17 protein-coding genes are annotated in these 16,941 nt (G+C 68.3%); 5 read left to right on the top strand and 12 right to left on the bottom strand.

The genetic code is table 11. The features are described 5' to 3' along the window. Window positions 1-49 precede the first annotated feature (49 nt). From ACT6XY_RS02720 to ACT6XY_RS02710, 3 genes are all read right to left on the bottom strand, one after another. Window positions 50-574 carry a response regulator gene (locus ACT6XY_RS02720; protein ID WP_444746789.1) on the bottom strand — a complete coding sequence of 175 codons (525 nt, stop codon included), beginning with the start codon at window positions 572-574 and terminating at the stop codon, window positions 50-52. Between the two features lie 76 nt (window positions 575-650). Next, entirely contained in the window at window positions 651-1,247 is a 597-nt protein-coding gene (locus ACT6XY_RS02715) for a nicotinate-nucleotide adenylyltransferase (RefSeq protein WP_444746834.1), read from the bottom strand. A gap of 56 nt (window positions 1,248-1,303) precedes the next feature. Continuing rightward, window positions 1,304-2,596: a glutamate-5-semialdehyde dehydrogenase gene (locus ACT6XY_RS02710; RefSeq protein ID WP_444746788.1), complete on the bottom strand. Its 1,293-nt coding sequence runs from the start codon at window positions 2,594-2,596 to the stop codon at window positions 1,304-1,306. Window positions 2,597-2,757: 161 nt separating this feature from the next. Between ACT6XY_RS02710 and ACT6XY_RS02705 the strand changes: the two genes are divergently transcribed. The 3 genes from ACT6XY_RS02705 (at window position 2,758) to pncA (ending at window position 5,267) form a co-directional block, all read left to right on the top strand. Beyond that, window positions 2,758-3,924 (top strand): divergent polysaccharide deacetylase family protein, encoded by a 1,167-nt coding sequence (locus tag ACT6XY_RS02705; RefSeq protein WP_444746787.1) that lies wholly within the window; start codon window positions 2,758-2,760, stop codon window positions 3,922-3,924. A 28-nt stretch (window positions 3,925-3,952) separates the two neighbouring features. Next, window positions 3,953-4,462 (top strand): RNA pyrophosphohydrolase, encoded by a 510-nt coding sequence (locus tag ACT6XY_RS02700; RefSeq protein WP_444746786.1) that lies wholly within the window; start codon window positions 3,953-3,955, stop codon window positions 4,460-4,462. 82 nt (window positions 4,463-4,544) lie between these two features. Beyond that, window positions 4,545-5,267, top strand: a complete 723-nt coding sequence (gene pncA, locus ACT6XY_RS02695) for a bifunctional nicotinamidase/pyrazinamidase (RefSeq protein ID WP_444746785.1) — start codon at window positions 4,545-4,547, stop codon at window positions 5,265-5,267. 463 nt (window positions 5,268-5,730) lie between these two features. Here pncA and ACT6XY_RS02690 read toward each other — a convergent pair whose 3' ends face one another. The 6 genes from ACT6XY_RS02690 to ACT6XY_RS02665 are packed head-to-tail and all read right to left on the bottom strand — an operon-like array spanning window position 5,731 to window position 11,073. Further along, window positions 5,731-6,144, bottom strand: coding sequence for a F0F1 ATP synthase subunit epsilon (locus tag ACT6XY_RS02690; RefSeq protein ID WP_444746784.1), 414 nt, complete (start codon window positions 6,142-6,144; stop codon window positions 5,731-5,733). A 27-nt stretch (window positions 6,145-6,171) separates the two neighbouring features. Next, window positions 6,172-7,614: a F0F1 ATP synthase subunit beta gene (gene atpD / locus ACT6XY_RS02685; RefSeq protein ID WP_444746783.1), complete on the bottom strand. Its 1,443-nt coding sequence runs from the start codon at window positions 7,612-7,614 to the stop codon at window positions 6,172-6,174. A 28-nt stretch (window positions 7,615-7,642) separates the two neighbouring features. Continuing rightward, window positions 7,643-8,521 carry a F0F1 ATP synthase subunit gamma gene (locus tag ACT6XY_RS02680; RefSeq protein WP_444746782.1) on the bottom strand — a complete coding sequence of 293 codons (879 nt, stop codon included), beginning with the start codon at window positions 8,519-8,521 and terminating at the stop codon, window positions 7,643-7,645. Beyond that, on the bottom strand, window positions 8,521-8,973 hold the full coding sequence (locus tag ACT6XY_RS02675; protein WP_444746781.1) for a PH domain-containing protein: 453 nt from the start codon (window positions 8,971-8,973) through the stop codon (window positions 8,521-8,523). The genes ACT6XY_RS02680 and ACT6XY_RS02675 overlap by 1 nt, the downstream gene beginning before the upstream one ends. Window positions 8,974-8,983: 10 nt before the next feature. Continuing rightward, entirely contained in the window at window positions 8,984-10,513 is a 1,530-nt protein-coding gene (gene atpA, locus ACT6XY_RS02670; protein WP_444746780.1) for a F0F1 ATP synthase subunit alpha, read from the bottom strand. Continuing rightward, window positions 10,513-11,073 (bottom strand): F0F1 ATP synthase subunit delta, encoded by a 561-nt coding sequence (locus ACT6XY_RS02665; protein ID WP_444746779.1) that lies wholly within the window; start codon window positions 11,071-11,073, stop codon window positions 10,513-10,515. Before ACT6XY_RS02665 ends, atpA begins: the two co-directional genes overlap by 1 nt. 362 nt (window positions 11,074-11,435) lie before the next feature. On the opposite strand from ACT6XY_RS02665, the gene ACT6XY_RS02660 reads away from it, so the two are divergent. Further along, entirely contained in the window at window positions 11,436-11,687 is a 252-nt protein-coding gene (locus tag ACT6XY_RS02660) for a type II toxin-antitoxin system VapB family antitoxin (RefSeq protein ID WP_444746778.1), read from the top strand. Between the two features lie 2 nt (window positions 11,688-11,689). Continuing rightward, the gene (locus ACT6XY_RS02655) at window positions 11,690-12,082 is read left to right on the top strand and encodes a type II toxin-antitoxin system VapC family toxin (RefSeq protein ID WP_444746777.1); all 393 of its coding nucleotides are present in this window, start codon (window positions 11,690-11,692) and stop codon (window positions 12,080-12,082) included. Between the two features lie 70 nt (window positions 12,083-12,152). Here the strand turns inward: ACT6XY_RS02655 and ACT6XY_RS02650 are convergent, their stop codons facing one another. The 3 genes from ACT6XY_RS02650 to ACT6XY_RS02640 all read right to left on the bottom strand — a co-directional run bounded on the left by ACT6XY_RS02650 (window position 12,153) and on the right by ACT6XY_RS02640 (window position 16,811). Beyond that, a complete protein-coding gene (locus ACT6XY_RS02650) occupies window positions 12,153-14,360 on the bottom strand; it encodes a 3-hydroxyacyl-CoA dehydrogenase NAD-binding domain-containing protein (RefSeq protein ID WP_444746776.1) in 2,208 nt (735 codons plus the stop codon). A 14-nt stretch (window positions 14,361-14,374) separates the two neighbouring features. Then, the gene (locus ACT6XY_RS02645; RefSeq protein ID WP_444746775.1) at window positions 14,375-15,583 is read right to left on the bottom strand and encodes an acetyl-CoA C-acetyltransferase; all 1,209 of its coding nucleotides are present in this window, start codon (window positions 15,581-15,583) and stop codon (window positions 14,375-14,377) included. A 70-nt stretch (window positions 15,584-15,653) separates the two neighbouring features. Next, the gene (locus ACT6XY_RS02640) at window positions 15,654-16,811 is read right to left on the bottom strand and encodes an acyl-CoA dehydrogenase family protein (RefSeq protein ID WP_444746774.1); all 1,158 of its coding nucleotides are present in this window, start codon (window positions 16,809-16,811) and stop codon (window positions 15,654-15,656) included. Window positions 16,812-16,941 lie beyond the last annotated feature (130 nt).

Raw genomic sequence — 16,941 nt, 5'->3', positions numbered from 1 at the left:
CGGATCGGCGGCGCCTGACAAGAGGCGCGGCCGCGACCCTCCCGCGCCGTCAGGCGACGTTGGCGGGCGCGCTGATTCCCCGGGCCCTGAGGCGCGGCTCGACCAGCAGCTTGCGCGGCTCGGGGCCGTAATAGCCGTCGAGATGCACCATGGGCCGCGGCTTGACGATGATCGAGATGATGCGTTCGAGCAGCGCCTTGCCGGAGATCGGCTTGGCGACGAATTCGTGCACGCCGAGGCGCGTCGCCTCCATCACCCGCCAGCGCTCGAGATGCGAGGTGAGCATGATGATCGGCACGTCCGGCACGGGGAAGCTCTTGGGATTGCGGACGATGCGCAGCATCTCCGCGCCGTTCAGCATCGGCATTTCCCAGTCGAGGATGACGATGTCCGGCGCATGGACGCGGATGTGCTCGAGGCCGGCGAGGCCGTCGGCGGCCTCGTGCACGGTCTTGATCCCGATGTTCATCAGGATGTTGCGGACAACCTTCCGCATGAACTGGTTGTCGTCGACGATCAGCACGTCGACGCTCGACAGCAGTTGCTCCGCCTTTTTCGAGATCAGGCCGTTCATGGCTTCAACACCCACCCAGTCACCACTGCCGGGGACACTAGGGGGGCCGCCTTGAACCGCGGCTAAGCCAATCGAGTCAATTTGAGTGAAGTTGCATTTTTGCGCGCAGCGCCGTCGAGGACAGCGGCGACTTGATCCCATGCAGGAAGATCCAGGCCGGCGCCGGGGTGGTCGCGAGCAGCGGCCCCTCCCCCTCGCTGAGCCGGTGACGGGACAGGCTCTGCGCCGCGACGCCCGCTGCCGCCTTCAGGCTCGCGCCCGGCCGGTCGACCACCGCCATGGGCAGCATGGCGGCGATGCCGCGCCAGTTCTGCCAGAGGTGGAACTGGGCGAGGTTGTCCGCCCCCATGATCCAGACGAAGCGCACGCCGCGGCAGCGCGCCTTCAGCTGGGCGATGGTGTCGAAGGTGAAGCGTGTGCCGAGCGCCGCCTCGATCCCGGTGACGTGGATGCGCGGATGGCCGGCGAGCCGGCGTGCCGCCGCGATCCGCTCGTCGAGCGGCGCCAGTCCGCGGCCGACCTTCAGCGGATTGCCGGGGCTGACCAGCCACCAGACCGCGTCGAGGCCGAGCCGTTTCAGCGCGGTGAGCGCCACCAGCCTGTGGGCGTCGTGCGGCGGATTGAAGGAGCCGCCGAACAGGCCGATCTTCATCCCCGGCGCATGCGGCGGCATGACGGGGCGCAGGCCGGCGCGCGGCCGGCGCGAGGCGATGCGGCTGCCGGCAGGCCTCACGGACGCGTCTGTCCCGTGCCGCGGACGCGGTATTTGAAGGTCGTCAGCTGCTCGAGGCCGACCGGGCCGCGGGCATGCATGCGGCCCGTGGCGATGCCGATCTCGGCGCCGAAGCCGAACTCGCCGCCGTCGGCGAACTGGGTGGAGGCGTTGTGCAGCACGATGGCGCTGTCGACCTCGGCGAGGAACCGGTCGGCGGCCGCCTGGTCGGTGGTGACGATGGCGTCGGTATGGTGCGAACCATGGCGCTCGATGTGGGCGATGGCCTCGCCGAGGCCGCTCACCACTTTCACGGCGATGATGGCGTCGCTGAACTCCGTGCCCCAGTCCTCCTCGCTCGCCGGCTTGACCCGGGGATCGACGATACGGGACAGGCTGTCGCCGCGGACCTCGCAGCCCGCATCCAGCAGGGCGGCGACCAGCGGCCGCAGATGCGTGCCGGCGCAGGCCTCGTCCACCAGCAGGGTCTCCGCCGCGCCGCAGACGCTGGTGCGCCGCATCTTGGCGTTGAGGACGATCTCCCGCGCCATGGCGAGCGGCGCGGCCCCGTGGACATAGACGTGACAGTTGCCGTCGAGATGGGCGAAGACCGGCACCCGCGCCTCTGCCTGCACCCGCGCCACCAGGCTCTTGCCGCCGCGCGGGATGATGACGTCGAGGTTACCCCCCAGCCCCTGCAGCATGAACCCGACCGCGGCGCGGTCGCGGGTCGGCACGAGGCCGATCGCAGCCGCCGGCAGGCCCGCCTGGTCGAGCCCGAGGGCGATGGCCTGGTGCAGGGCACGGGACGAACGAAAACTGTCGGAGCCGCCGCGCAGGATGGCGGCGTTGCCGGACTTGAGGCAGAGCGCCGCGGCGTCCACCGTCACGTTGGGGCGGCTCTCGTAGATGACGCCGATGACGCCGAGCGGCACGCGCACCCGCTCGATCCTGAGGCCGTTCGGCCGGTCCCAGGCCTCCATCACCGCGCCGACGGGGTCGGCGAGGTCGCGCACCAGTTCGACGCCCGCGGCGATTGCCGCGATGCGGGCCGGGTCGAGCGCCAGGCGATCGATGAAGGAGGCGCTCATGCCCTCCTGCCGCGCCGCGGCGACGTCCTCGGCATTGGCCTCGCAGATGAGGGCGGTACGGGCGCGGATCGCCTGCGCCATGGCGGTGAGCGCGGCGTTCTTCTGGGCCGGGGTGGCGAGGGCGAGACGGCGCGCCGCCGCCTTGGCGCGGCGGCCCATCTCCAGCATCACCTCTTCGGTGCTGGCCTCGTCGCCGATCGCGCTGTGAGCCGCGGACATCGTTTCCTCCCGAGCCGACTTGCCTAGCACGGCGGCCCGAACAGGTAAAATCACGCGGGATCGGCGCGATCCTCCGTCCTTTGGCGGGTTTGGTTAACCGCGGTTTAACGGTTCGCGCCTGATCTAGAGGAGCGGTATTCGACCGCGCCAGCGCAGGCGCCATGACCGACGATCTCAACGCCCCGCTCGGGGTGGACAGCCAGCAGGAGACGAAGCGGCGGCTGCCGGCCCTGCCGCTGCTTCCGATCGCCGCCGGCGTCGTCGGCGCCCTCATCCTCGGCATCGCCGGCGCCATCGCCTTCATCCACAATCCGCTCGGCGGCGAGCCGCGCGTCGTCACCGCCATCGCCATGCCGCCGCCGCGCACCGCGGAGCCGGTGACGCAGCCGGCAGCACCCGCCGCACCGGCGACGGCGCCGACGGAGGCTCCGGACGGCAACACCATCAACATCATCGACGGCATGTCGGGCACGGCCCGCGCCGTCCGCGTCGCGCCGGCCGCCCCGGAGGCCTCCTCGGGCCTCGACCCACGCCTCGGCGAGCGCACGCCCCTCGGCGTCCTTCCCCGCGTCGCCTCGGATGGCTCGAAGCCACGCGAGGTCTATGCCCGCACCTTCCGCCTGCCCGCCGGCGCCGACGCCAACGCCCCCCGCATCGCCATCCTCATCGGCGGGCTCGGCATCAGCCAGCAGAGCACCGGCGAAGCCATCTCCAAGCTCCCCGGCGCCGTGTCCCTGGCCTTTGCCCCCTATGCCAGCGATCTCGAGCGCATCGTCGCCCGGGCCCGTGCCGAGGGCCACGAAGCCTTCCTGCAGATCCCCATGGAGCCCATGGACTATCCGGAGAACGACCCTGGCCCGAAGACGTTGCTGACCACGCTCTCCGTCGAACGCAACACAGAGCGCCTGCACTGGTCGATGGCGCGGTTCCAGGGCTATGCCGGTCTCGTCAACTACATGGGCGCCAAGTTCACGGCGTCGGAGAGTGCCGTGGCGCCGATCCTCCGCGAGGCCAACCGCCGCGGCCTGATGATGGTCGACGACGGCACCAGCGCCCGCAGCCTCATTCCGCAGATCGCCACGGGCCTGCAGCAGCCGGTGGTGCGGGGCGACGTCCACCTCGACCGCGTGCCCACCCCGACGGAGGTCGACGCCCAGCTGACCCGCCTCGAGGCGAGGGCCCGCGAGCGCGGCTTCGCCCTCGGCGTCGGCTCGGCGCTGCCGGTCACGATCGACCGCGTCGCCCGCTGGGCCCGCACCCTGGAGAACCGCGGCTTCGTGCTGGTCCCGGTATCCAACGGAGTCGCGCGGCGGCAGCCGAGCGGCTAGGCTGCCCTTCCCGCCCCGGATCCACTCCATGCCCCGCTTCGAAGACCTGCCCTACCGGCCCTGCGTCGGCGTCGCCCTGTTCAATCGCCAGGGCCTCGTCTTCGTCGGACGCCGCAAGGGACCCGCGCCCGAACATGTCGACGCCGTCCACGCCTGGCAGATGCCGCAGGGCGGCATCGACCCCGGCGAGGACCCGCTCGCCACCGCCCGGCGCGAACTCTACGAGGAGACGAACATCCGCTCGGTCACGTTCCTCGCCGAGGCGCCGGAGTGGTTCGCCTACGACCTGCCGCAGGACGTCGCCGGACAGGCCTGGAAGGGCAAGTATCGCGGCCAGACGCAGAAGTGGTTCGCCTTCCGCTTCGACGGCGAGGAGAGCGAGATCGACGTCCTACATCCCGGCGGCGGCCACAAGCCGGAATTCGACGCCTGGCGCTGGGAGCCGCTGGCGGCAACGCCCGGCCTGATCATCCCCTTCAAGCGCGGCGTCTACCACAAGGTGGTCGAGGCCTTCGCGCCCTTCGCGCATCCGGTCTGACGCGCCGGCATCCGCACTCTTCCGCATCGCACAATCCGCCGGGCGGCGTAGCCTTGGGTTCGGGTCCACCACGGAGGCCGCCATGACCGATCGCTTCACCCTCGACCGCCGGGCCGCCATCGCCGGCGCCACATTGTTCACCGCGGCCGCCGTCCGCGGCGCCGCGGCGCAAGGCCGCCCGGCAATCGACGCCCAGACCGCCCTCGTCGTCGTCGACGTGCAGAATGACTTCTGCCCCGGCGGCCGCCTTGCGGTCCCGAAGGGCGACGAGGTCGTCGCCGTCTGCAACACCATCGGCAGGCGGTTCCAGAACGTCGTCTTCACGCAGGACTGGCACCCGGAGGGCCATTCCTCCTTCGCCTCCAGCCATGCCGGCAAGAAACCCTTCGATGTGGTGCAGATGCCCTATGGGCCGCAGGTCCTCTGGCCCGACCACTGCACCTGGGATTCCGCCGGCGCCGAGTTCCACGACAGCCTCGACATCCCCCACGCCCAGACCATCGTCCGCAAGGGCTACCGGAAAGAGGTCGACAGCTATTCCGGCTTCCTCGAGGCCGACCGCAAGACCCCGACGGGGCTCGGCGGCTATCTGAAGGAGCGCGGCGTCACCCGCGCCGTGGTCGTCGGCCTCGCCACCGACTTCTGCGTCAACTGGACGGCGCAGGACGCCGCCAAGGCGGGGCTCGAGACCTATGTGGTCGAGGAGGCCTGCCGCGCCATCGATCTCGGCGGCTCGCTCGACAAGGCCTGGGCCGACATGGCGGCGCTCGGGGTGAAGCGAATCAAGGTGGCCGATCTCGGGTGAGGGCGGGGCGCGATCGGATCCGCCCCGATGGCCGAATAGGATTTTTGTCCTTGACCAGCGTCACGCTCGGTGGTAGATGATCGGGCAGGTTCCAGTGCTGCGCACAATGCCACGGGCCAGTCGGCCCATAACCCTCTTGCATCGGCCGAGTGCGTCCTTCGAGGCTCGCTGTCGCTCGCACCTCAGGATGAGGAGGGTGGTGACCTGCAGTCTCCAGCAGGGTTGCGACCGGTCTCCCATCAACCGACCCCGATGCCAGTCTCAACCACCCTCATCCTGAGGTGCGAGCCCCGGCGATGCGTCAGCATCGCCCGGTGGCGAGCCTCGAAGGACGCACTTCGCTGAAGCAGGGCTCAGGCGCGAATTGGACGAACAGCAACCTTCACCGCACTGCTCCTGCCACCCCCGGACAGCAAAAAGGCCGCCCGGAGGCGGCCTTTGAAGAGATGCGGTGCGGATCGCCTCAGTGGGTCGAACCGGCGGTCGCGAGAGCCGCCTTGACGCCGAGAAGCTGATCGAGCCGCTCGGAGGCCTTGATCTTCAGCGCGTCGTCCTTGGCGTCGGCCATGTCTTCCTGCGCCTCGCGGATCTCGCGGTCGATCTGGTCGACGTGGAGATCCTCGACCGCGGTCGCCCGCTCGGCGAGGATGGTGAGCCCGCCGGCCGAGATCTCGGCGAAGCCGCCGCGCACGTAGAGGCGCTTCGGCTGGCCGTCGGCATGGATGGTCAGGATGCCCGGGCGCAGCGTCGAGACGAAGGGCGCGTGACCGGCGAGAACGCCGAAGTCACCCTCCGAGCCCGGCACCACCACCTGCTCGACGGCTCCGGAAAAGAGCTGCCGCTCGGGCGAGACCAGTTCGAAATGGAAGGTCGCCATGTCGTGCGATCCCCTCTGTCAGGCCGATCAGGCCGCCTCGGCAGCGAGCTTGCGGCCCTTCTCGACGGCTTCCTCGATGGTGCCGACCATGTAGAAGGCGGCCTCCGGGAGGTGGTCGTACTTGCCGTCGACCAGGTCGCTGAAGCCCTTCACGGTGTCCTTCAGGTCGACGAACTTGCCCGGCGCGCCGGTGAAGACCTCGGCGACGAAGAAGGGCTGCGACAGGAAGCGCTCGACCTTGCGGGCGCGGGCCACCGTCAGCTTGTCCTCTTCAGACAGCTCGTCCATGCCGAGAATGGCGATGATGTCCTGGAGCGACTTGTAGCGCTGCAGGGTCTGCTGGACCTTGCGGGCCACCGCGTAGTGCTCGTCGCCGATGACGCGGGGGTCGAGCATGCGCGAGGTCGAGTCGAGCGGGTCGACGGCCGGGTAGATGCCCTTCTCGGCGATCGAGCGGTTGAGCACGGTCGTCGCGTCGAGGTGGGCGAAGGAGGTGGCCGGCGCCGGGTCGGTCAAGTCGTCGGCGGGCACGTAGATCGCCTGCACCGAGGTGATCGAGCCCTTCTGGGTGGTGGTGATGCGCTCCTGGAGGGCGCCCATGTCGGTGGCGAGCGTCGGCTGATAGCCCACCGCCGAGGGGATGCGGCCGAGAAGCGCCGACACTTCCGAACCCGCCTGGGTGAAGCGGAAGATGTTGTCGACGAAGAACAGCACGTCCTGGCCCTGGTCGCGGAAATGCTCGGCGATGGTCAGGCCCGAGAGGGCGACGCGGGCGCGGGCGCCCGGCGGCTCGTTCATCTGGCCGAACACGAGGGCGCACTTGGAGCCTTCGCCGCCGCCCTTCTTGTTGACGCCCGATTCGATGAACTCGTGATAGAGGTCGTTGCCCTCGCGGGTGCGCTCGCCGACGCCGGCGAACACCGAATAGCCGCCGTGGGCCTTGGCGACGTTGTTGATCAGCTCCTGGATGAGCACGGTCTTGCCGACGCCGGCGCCGCCGAACAGGCCGATCTTGCCGCCCTTGGCGTAGGGAGCGAGGAGGTCGACGACCTTGATGCCCGTGACGAGGATCTCGGCTTCCGTCGACTGCTCGGCGAAGGTCGGGGCCGGCTGGTGGATGGCGCGGGTCAGCGTCGTCTTCATCGGGCCGGCCTCGTCGATCGGCTCGCCGACGACGTTGAGGATGCGGCCGAGGGTCTCGTCACCGACGGGAACGGCGATCGGCTGGCCGGTGTCCTTCACCTCCTGGCCGCGGACCAGTCCCTCGGAGGTGTCCATGGCGATGCAGCGCACGGTGTTCTCGCCGAGGTGCTGGGCGACCTCGAGAACCATGCGGTTGCCGTTGTTGCTGGTCTCGAGCGCGTTCAGGATTTCCGGCAGGTGGCCGTCGAACTGCACGTCGACAACGGCGCCGATGACCTGGCTGATCCGGCCGGTACCCGCCGGCGCATTGGTCGCTGTCTTTGCCATGATGGGGTCCTCGCTTGATGTCGTGAGCTCAGAGCGCCTCGGCGCCCGAGATGATTTCGATGAGTTCCTTGGTGATCATCGCCTGACGCGCACGGTTGTACTTGAGCGTCTGCTTCTTGATCATCTCGCCGGCATTGCGCGTCGCATTGTCCATGGAGGACATGCGGGCACCCTGCTCGGAGGCGGCGTTCTCGAGGATCGCCTTGAAGATCTGGATGGTCACGTTGCGGGGGAGCAGGTCGGCGAGGATCTCGGCCTCGCCCGGCTCGAACTCGTAAGGGGCGTTGTCGGCGCCGGCAGCGGCGGCGCCGCCGGAGACCTGCGCCGGGATGATCTGCTGGGCGGTCGGGATCTGGGCGATCACCGACTTGAACTTGGAGAAGAACAGCGTCGCGACGTCGAACTGACCCTCTGCGAACAGCTTCAGGACCTGCGTGCCGACCTCCTCGGCCTGGGCGTAGGAGAGCTGCTTGACCGCCCGGAACTCGATGTAGCCGACGATCTGCTTCTCGAACTGGCGGCGGATCAGGTCGTAGCCCTTGCGGCCGACGCAGAAGAACTTGACCGTCTTGCCCTCGGCCTGCAGCGCCAGGGCCCGCTCGCGGGCGAGGCGCACGATGGACGTGTTGAAGGCGCCGCACAGGCCGCGCTCGGCCGTGGCGACGACGAGGAGATGCACGTCGTCGCGGCCGGTGCCGCTGAGCAGCAGCGGCGCGTCCGAGCCGGTGACGGCGCCCGTGAGGTTGGCGAGCACCGCCTCCATCTTCTCGGCATAGGGGCGGGCGGCCTCGGCGGCGTTCTGCGCGCGCTTCAGCTTCGCCGCGGCCACCATCTGCATGGCCTTGGTGATCTTCTGCGTCGCCTTCACGGAGGCGATGCGGTTCCTGAGATCCTTCAAGCTCGGCATCAGCCGACGTCCCTTCTGGCTTCGATGGCCTGTTCCACCTTGCGGCGGAAGGCCAGCGGATCCGCAATCATCTTGATGGGCGTGGCGTTGATGCCCGTCCCGTGCACGGTCACGTTCCCGAAATTGAGAACGCGGCCGAGGAAAGTCTGGTCGACGGCGACCGAGTCGACCTTTTCGAGCCGCTGCTCGATGGTGGAGCGGGCGATGAAGCCCCACTTCGCCACCACCTTGCGCGACGTCACCGCCAGTTCGGTCGTCCGGCTCATGAACCAGGCGACCAGGAGCCAGAGCGACGCGAGGCCGAGGGCAACGAGTCCCCAGGGCCAGATCAGAACCGCCGCGGCGAGACCGACGACGACGGCGACCATGGGCCAGAAGTAGACGACCCAGTGGATCGTCGCCTCGTGGATGATCTCCTCACCCGGGCCCAGGCTGTCGCTGACGTAGCTCACCGCGCCCCGATCAGCTGAACGAGGCCGCGAAGCTCTCGACCGTGGCCTTCAGCTTGGCTGCGGTGTCGTCGGCGAGGTCCTTGGACGAACGGATCGTCTCCAGGACCGTGCCCTCCGAACGCAGCTTGCCGAGCAGACCCTCTTCGAAGGCCTTCACGCGGTTGAGCGGCAGCTTGTCGAGATAGCCGTTGGTGCCGGCCCAGATGACGGCGACCTGCTCTTCCATCTTCAGCGGCGAGTACTGGTTCTGCTTGAGGAGCTCGGTCAGACGGGCGCCGCGGTTGAGCAGGCGCTGCGTCGTCGCGTCGAGGTCCGAGCCGAACTGGGCGAAGGCGGCCATCTCGCGATACTGGGCGAGCTCGCCCTTGATCTTGCCGGCGACCTTCTTCATCGCCTTGGTCTGCGCCGAGGAGCCGACGCGCGACACCGAGAGGCCGACGTTCACCGCCGGGCGGATGCCCTGGAAGAACAGGTCGGTCTCGAGGAAGATCTGGCCGTCGGTGATGGAGATGACGTTGGTCGGGATGTAGGCCGACACGTCGTTGGCCTGCGTCTCGATGACCGGGAGCGCCGTCAGCGAGCCCTTGCCGGCATCGTCACCCATCTTCGCCGCGCGCTCGAGCAGGCGGGAGTGGAGATAGAACACGTCGCCCGGATAGGCCTCGCGGCCCGGCGGGCGGCGCAGCAGCAGCGACATCTGGCGGTAGGCGACGGCCTGCTTGGAGAGGTCGTCGTAGATGATGACGGCGTGCATGCCGTTGTCGCGGAAGAACTCGCCCATGGCGCAGCCCGAGAAGGGCGCCAGGAACTGCATCGGGGCCGGATCCGAGGCGGTGGCGGCGATGACGATCGAGTACTCCAGCGCGCCGTTCTCCTCGAGCGCCTTCACGAACTGGGCGACCGTGGAGCGCTTCTGGCCGATGGCGACATAGACGCAGTAGAGCTTCTGCATCTCGTCGGCGCCGGCGACGTTCAGCGGCTTCTGGTTCAGGATGGTGTCGAGCGCGATCGCGGTCTTGCCGGTCTGGCGGTCGCCGATGATCAGCTCGCGCTGGCCGCGGCCGATCGGGATCAGCGCGTCGATCGACTTCAGGCCGGTCGCCATCGGCTCGTGCACCGACTTGCGCGGAATGATGCCGGGGGCCTTCACGTCGACGCGGCGGCGCTCGGTGCTCTCGATCGGGCCCTTGCCGTCGATCGGGTTGCCGAGGGCGTCGACGACGCGGCCGAGCAGACCCTTGCCGACCGGCACGTCCACGATGGCGCCGGTGCGCTTGACGGTATCGCCTTCCTTGATGTCGCGGTCGGCACCGAACAGCACGATACCGACGTTGTCGGTCTCGAGGTTCAGGGCCATGCCGCGGATGCCGTTGTCGAACTCGACCATCTCGCCCGCCTGGACGTTGTCGAGACCGTAGACGCGGGCAATGCCGTCACCGACGGAGAGCACCTGGCCGACCTCGGAGACTTCCGCCTCCTGACCGAAGTTCTTGATCTGGTCCTTGAGGATCGCAGAGATTTCAGCGGCGCGGATGTCCATCAGCCGACCTCTTTCATGGCGGTTCTAATCGAGTTGAGCTTGGTGCGAAGGGACGTGTCGACCATCCGCGAGCCGACCTTCACGATCAGCCCGCCGAGGATGGCCGGGTCCACCTTCACGTCGATTTTCGGCTCCTTGCCCAGCACGTCCTTGAGGGCGGCGGAGAGGGAGGCGGAATGGGTCGGGGACAGCGCCTCGGCGACCGTCACCTCGGCGACGATCTCGCCGCGCGACTTGGCCACCATGGCGTTGTAGCCGCGGATGATGCTCTCCACCGCGAAAAGGCGGCGGTTGGCGGCGACGACCTTGATGAGATTGCCGGCGGTGCCGGTGATGCCGGCCTTGTCGAGGATGGCGCCGACGGCCTTGGCCTGGTCCTCGGAGGAGAAGACCGGGCTCTTCACGAGCCGGCGCAGGTCCTCGGAATCGGCGATCATGGCGCTGAAACGGGCGAGATCGGCCTGGACCTGATCAAGCTGCCCCGCTTCGTTCGCCAGCTCGAAAAGGGCCAGAGCGTAGCGCCCCGCCATGCCGGAAACGGTCTTGTCTTCGCCAGCCACCGCGTCTCTCGCGCTTCACGTGTCGAGGCCTTCGGGTCCCGCTGGCTGCCCCGCTTTCGCCCGGCAGCAACAAACCTTTGTCTCGACTGGGAAATTGGTCATCGGAGGAATGTCGCCGATGTGACTTCCCCCCGAAGTCGGCTGTCCGGTAGCACACGTATTCTCATGGTGCAACGCCATGAAAGCCGTTGGCCTGTGCACCAAAGGTCGCGGTGAGAAGGCTTTCCACGGTTTTGGGCGCTGGGCGGACCCGACGCGATGGAGAGAGGGCGCGGGGACCCTGATCCACCACCCGCGTTCCGCCACCCCGGATCGCGTGCTATCTTTACGGGAAGACGAATGGGAAGACAGGTGGAATTACCGTGGCGCTCAACATCAAGGATGCCGAGGCCGACAGGCTTGCGCGGGAGGTGGCTCGCCTCACCGGCGAATCGATCACCCGTGCCGTCGTGATCGCGCTACAGGAGAAGCTGGCGCGGGAGGAGCGACGGCGCAACGATGCCGGGATGCTCGTCGACGACGTGCTCGCCATCGCTCGCAGTCTCTCCGCGCATCCTACCCTCGACGCCCGCAGCGACGAGGAGATCCTCGGCTTCGATGCCATGGGCCACTGACCATGGTCATCGACACCTCGGCCCTGCTTGCCATCCTCCTGTCGGAACCGGACGGCGAGGCGCTGCTGCGCGCCATCGCGGCGGACGGAACGCGGCTGATGTCGGCGGGCAGCGTCCTCGAGGCGGGCATCATCGCCCAGGCCCGCAAGGGTGATGCAGGGAGCCATGCCCTCGACCTGATGATCACGAAGCTGGGGATCGAGGTGGTGGCCATGACGCCGCGCCACGCCGATATCGCCCGCCGCGCCTTCCGCCTGTTCGGCAAGGGCCAGGCGAGGGCCGGCCTGAACTACGGCGACTGCATTGCCTATGCGCTGGCCCGGGATACCGGCGAGCCCCTGCTGTTCAAGGGCGATGATTTCAGCCGGACGGACGTGGTCGCGGCGCCCTGGTAGGCGGGAGCGGAAACAGCAACGGGCGGCCCCGAGGGACCGCCCGCATCGTCTCATGCGATGACCGCAAGCCTCAGGCCGCGACCTTGTTGCCCGCCATGCGGCCGTAGAAGGTCTCGCCTGTCTGGGCCATCTCGCGCAGCAGCTTGTTCGGCGTGAAGCGGTCGCCGTACTTGGCCGCGAGCGCGTCGCACTTCTTCACGAAGGCCTTGGTGCCGATCATGTCGATGTAGCTGAGCGTTCCGCCGGACCAGGGCGCGAATCCGAAGCCGAGGATCGAGCCAACGTCCGCTTCCCGCGGATCGGTGACGACACCCTCCTCGACGCAGCGCGAGGCCTCCAGCGCCGTCGTCACCAGCAGGCGGTCGATGACCTCCTGGCGGTCGATCGTGTCCGGGTCCTGCATGGTGCCGACGAAGGCCTTCAGGCCCGGCCAGGCGGTCTTCTTCCCCGTGTCGGGATAGTCGTAGAAGCCCTTCTTGGCCTTCTTGCCGACGCGGCCCTCCTGCTCGACCATGAAGGTCAAGAGCTTCTCCTGTTGCGGATCGACCGCCTGGGCGCCGACCTGCGCCTTGGTGGCCTTCAGGATCTTCAGGCCGAGGTCGATGGCGACCTCGTCGTTGAGGGTCAGCGGACCGACCGGCATGCCGGCCTGCTTGGCGAGATTGTCGATCATGACGGTGGGCACGCCCTCCATCACCATCAGGTGGGCTTCCTTGATGTAGTTGCCGACGCAGCGGTTCACGTAGAAGCCGCGGGTGTCGTTGACGACGATCGGCGTCTTCTTGATCGCCTTGACGTAGTCGAGAGCGACCGCGAGGGCCTTGTCGCCGGTCTTCTCGGCGAGAATCGTCTCCACCAGCATCATCTTGTCGACCGGCGAGAAGAAGTGGATGCCGATGAACTGGTCGGGACGCACCGAATTCTCGGCGAGGCCGGTGATCGGCAGCGTCGAGGTGTTGGAGGCGAAGACCACGTCGGGGCGGATGGCCGCCTCGGCCTTTCTGATCACGTCGGCCTTCACGGCCGGGTCCTCGAACACCGCCTCGATGACGAGGTCGACGTCCTTGAGATCGGCATAGTCCGCGCTCGTCTTGATCTTGGCGAGCAGCGCCTCGCGCTGGGCCGAGGAGGCGCGGCCCTTGTTGACCTGGTCGGTCATCAGCTTGTGGGTATAGGCCTTGCCTTTCTCGGCGGCCTCCACGTCGCGGTCGATGAGCACCACGTCCATGCCGGCCTGGGCCGAGACATAGGCGATGCCGGCGCCCATGAAGCCGGCACCGATGACGCCGACGGTCTTGAGCTGCGTCGGGGGCACGCCGGCCGGACGGCGCAGGCCCTTGCCGAGGGCCCCCATCGACACGAAGAGCGAGCGGATCATCGCCTGCGCCTGCGGGGTACGGAGCACCGAGGCGAAGTAGCGCGACTCGATGCGCAGCGCCGTGTCCATCGGCACCAGGAGGCCCTCGTAGACCGCGCTCATGATGGCGCGGGCGCCGGGATAGTTGTCGTAGGTCTCCTTGCGGTAGATGGCGTTGGCGGGCGGCCAGACCATCATGCCGCCGGCGGAATAGACCGGGCCGGACGGGAGCTTGAACTTCGGCTTGTCCCAGGGCTTCACCGGATCGACGCCGGCCTTCAGCCTGGCCTTCGCCGCCTCGACCAGCTTGTCGGCGGGGACGATCTCGTCGATCAGGTTCATCGCCTTGGCGCGGTCGGCCTTGAGCTGGTCGCCCTTCAGGAGCATCTGCAGCGCCGACTGGATGTCGGCCATGCGCGGCACGCGCTGGGTTCCGCCGGCGCCGGGGAACAGGCCCACCTTCACCTCGGGCAGGCCGACGCGCAGCTTCGGATTGTCCGAGGCGACGCGGGCGTGGCAGGCCAGCGCGATCTCGAAGGCGCCGCCGAGGCACATGCCGTTGATGGCGCAGACGAAGGGCTTGCCGCAGGTCTCGATCTTGCGCAGCACCAGCGAATAGGCGCGGCTCTGTTCGAAGAAGTCGGCCATGGCCGCCTCGGGGCCCTTCGCCTTGATGGCGTCCTTGAAGGTCTGGCCCAGGCGCTCGAGCATGGTGAGGTCGGCGCCGCCGGAGAAGGTGTCCTTGCCCGAGGTGATGACGACGCCCTTCACGGCGGCATCGGCGACGGCCGCGTCGACGGCGGCGTTGAGGTCATGGCCGACGGACTCGTCGATGACGTTCATCGACTTGCCCTGCATGTCCCAGGTCAGGAGGGCGATGCCGTCCGAATCGACGGACCAGGTGAAGTTCTTGAGATCCATGGTCGTCTCTCCTCTCACACGCGCTCGATGATGGTGGCGGTGCCCATGCCGGCGCCGATGCACAGCGTCACGAGGGCGGTGGACTTGCCGGTGCGCTCGAGCTCGTCGAGCACCGTGCCGAGGATCATGGCGCCGGTGGCGCCCAGCGGATGGCCCATGGCGATGGCGCCGCCGCAGACGTTGATCTTGTCGTGCGGGATGTCGAAGGCCTGCATGTAGCGCAGCACGACGGAGGCGAAGGCCTCGTTGAGCTCGAACAGGTCGATGTCGCCGATCGACATGCCGGCCTTCTTGAGCAGCTTGTGCGTCACGTCGACGGGGCCGGTGAGCATCAGCGCCGGCTCGGAGCCGATATTGGCGAAGGCGCGGATACGCGCGCGCGGCTTCAGGCCCGAGGCCTTGCCGGCCTCGGCCGAGCCAAGGAGCACGGCGGCGGCGCCATCGACGATGCCGGAGGAATTGCCCGCGTGGTGGACGTGATTCACCCCCTCGAGCTCGGGATGGGCCTGGATCGCCACGGCGTCGAAGCCACCGGCCTCGCCCATCATGACGAAGGAGGCGTTGAGGCTCGCCAGCGACTGCATGGTCGTCGTCGGCCGCATGTGCTCGTCGCGGTCGAGGATGGTCAGGCCGTTCATGTCCTTCACGGGGATGACGGAGTTCTTGAAGCGTCCCTCCTCCCAGGACCTGGCGGCGCGCTTCTGGCTCTCCACCGCATAGGCGTCGACGTCGTCGCGGGAGAAGCCGTACTTGGTGGCGATGAGGTCGGCCGAGATGCCCTGCGGCATGAAGTAGCTCTTCACCGCGATGGAGGGGTCGACCGGCCAGGCGCCGCCCGAGGCGCCCATGCCGACGCGCGACATGCTCTCCACGCCGCCGCCGATGACGAGGTCGTGCTGGCCGGCCATGACCTGCGCCGCGGCGAAATTCACCGCGTCGAGGCCGGAGGCGCAGAAGCGGTTGATCTGGATGCCGGGGACGACGTCGCCATAGTCGGCCTTGAGGGCGGCGACGCGGGCGATGTCGCTGCCCGCCTCGCCGACCGGATCGACGCAGCCGAGGATGACGTCGTCGACCAGGCTGGTGTCGAGGCCGTTGCGGTCCCTGAGGGCCCGCAGCGTGGTCGTCGCCAGCTCGAGGGCGGTGACTTCGTGCAGGGAGCCGTCGGACTTGCCCTTGCCGCGCGGCGTGCGGACATGGTCGTAGACGAAGACGTCGGTCATGGCGGGTTCCTCTCCCCGGTTGATGGCTGGGCGCAGAGCGCAGGCCGGAGACTGGCCTGCGCCGCTCGGGTCAGAGCGTTCGCGCGATGAGAATTTTCATGATCTCGTTGGTGCCGCCGTAGATGCGCTGGATGCGCGCGTCCCGGTACATCCGCGAGATCGGATACTCGTCCATGAAGCCGTAGCCGCCGAAAAGCTGGAGGCAGCGGTCGACGATGGTGTTCTGCAGGTCCGAGAGCTTGTACTTCGCCATGGAGGCCATGGCGGTGTCGCACTTGCCCTCGAGGTGGAGGCCCACGCAGTACTCGTAAAAGACCTTGGCCATGGTCGCCTCGGTCTTCATGTCCGCGAGCTCGAACTGGGTGTTCTGGAAGTCGATCACCTTCTTGCCGAAGGCCCCGCGCTCCTTGACGTAGTCGATGGTCAGGGTCAGCGCCCGCTCGATCATGCCGACCGCGGCCCCCGCGATGGTCAGGCGCTCCTGCGGCAGGGCGCGCATCATCTGGTAGAAGCCCTGGTTCGGCTCGGGGCCGAGCAGCGCCTCGGCCGGCAGCTTCATGTCGTCGAAGAACAGCTCCGAGGTGTCGGCCCAGTCGAGCCCGAGCTTCTTCAGCTTGCGGCCGCGACGGAAGCCCGGCGCGTTCTCGGTCTCGACGACGAAGAGCGAGGTGCCCTTGGCGCCCGCGGACGGGTCGGTCTTGGCGGCGACCACCACCATGTTGGCGTGCTGGCCGTTGGTGATGAAGGTCTTCGAGCCGTTCAGCACCCAGCCGTTGCCGGAGCGCTCGGCTTTGGTGCGGATGCCCTGCACGTCGGAGCCGGCACCGGGCTCGGTCATGGCCAGCGCCGCGATGAGCTCGCCGGTCGCCATCTTGGGCAGCCAGGTCTTCTTCTGCTCGTCGGTGCCGTAGTGGAGGATGTAGGGCGCGACGATCGGCCCGTGGATGGCCCAGCCCCAGGAATCCGCGCCGGCCAGCGCGATCTCGTGGGCGATGACGGCCTCGTGGCTGTAGTCGCCGCCCGACCCGCCATACTCCTCCGGGATCGAGGCGGAGAGCAGGCCCGCATCGGCCGCCTTGATCCAGGCATCGCGGTCCATGACGCCCTCTTCCGACCAGCGGTCGAGGTTGGGCACGAATTCCTTGGCGAGGAAGGCCCGCGCGCTCTCGGCGAGCATGTCGTGCTCTTCGGTGCGCCAGGCGGGCTTCGGCAGGTTGAGGGCGCTCATGTGGATCTCCCGGGATGTTCCGTCGGCCGCTTCAGGCTCGATTGTGCAGTTACACCATCGACCTGCGCGGCTCTAAAGAGGGCCTTACGGGGGAGCCGCCTCCCCCGCAGTCATTGGTGAGGGGAGCGTC

This window comes from Phreatobacter sp., assembly GCF_052440005.1.
GTDB lineage: Bacteria > Pseudomonadota > Alphaproteobacteria > Rhizobiales > Phreatobacteraceae > Phreatobacter.
Note: the sequence above shows the minus strand (reverse complement) of the source record. Positions and strands in the feature narration are given on the sequence as shown.

Coding starts and splice junctions, on each gene's coding strand:
- ACT6XY_RS02720 (WP_444746789.1), bottom strand. CDS start 574: ATGAACGGCCTGATCTCGAAAAAGGCGGAGCAACTGCTGTCGAGCGTC.
- ACT6XY_RS02715 (WP_444746834.1), bottom strand. CDS start 1,247: ATGCCGCCGCATGCGCCGGGGATGAAGATCGGCCTGTTCGGCGGCTCC.
- ACT6XY_RS02710 (WP_444746788.1), bottom strand. CDS start 2,596: ATGTCCGCGGCTCACAGCGCGATCGGCGACGAGGCCAGCACCGAAGAG.
- ACT6XY_RS02705 (WP_444746787.1), top strand. CDS start 2,758: ATGACCGACGATCTCAACGCCCCGCTCGGGGTGGACAGCCAGCAGGAG.
- ACT6XY_RS02700 (WP_444746786.1), top strand. CDS start 3,953: ATGCCCCGCTTCGAAGACCTGCCCTACCGGCCCTGCGTCGGCGTCGCC.
- pncA (WP_444746785.1), top strand. CDS start 4,545: ATGACCGATCGCTTCACCCTCGACCGCCGGGCCGCCATCGCCGGCGCC.
- ACT6XY_RS02690 (WP_444746784.1), bottom strand. CDS start 6,144: ATGGCGACCTTCCATTTCGAACTGGTCTCGCCCGAGCGGCAGCTCTTT.
- atpD (WP_444746783.1), bottom strand. CDS start 7,614: ATGGCAAAGACAGCGACCAATGCGCCGGCGGGTACCGGCCGGATCAGC.
- ACT6XY_RS02680 (WP_444746782.1), bottom strand. CDS start 8,521: ATGCCGAGCTTGAAGGATCTCAGGAACCGCATCGCCTCCGTGAAGGCG.
- atpA (WP_444746780.1), bottom strand. CDS start 10,513: ATGGACATCCGCGCCGCTGAAATCTCTGCGATCCTCAAGGACCAGATC.
- ACT6XY_RS02655 (WP_444746777.1), top strand. CDS start 11,690: ATGGTCATCGACACCTCGGCCCTGCTTGCCATCCTCCTGTCGGAACCG.
- ACT6XY_RS02650 (WP_444746776.1), bottom strand. CDS start 14,360: ATGGATCTCAAGAACTTCACCTGGTCCGTCGATTCGGACGGCATCGCC.
- ACT6XY_RS02645 (WP_444746775.1), bottom strand. CDS start 15,583: ATGACCGACGTCTTCGTCTACGACCATGTCCGCACGCCGCGCGGCAAG.
- ACT6XY_RS02640 (WP_444746774.1), bottom strand. CDS start 16,811: ATGAGCGCCCTCAACCTGCCGAAGCCCGCCTGGCGCACCGAAGAGCAC.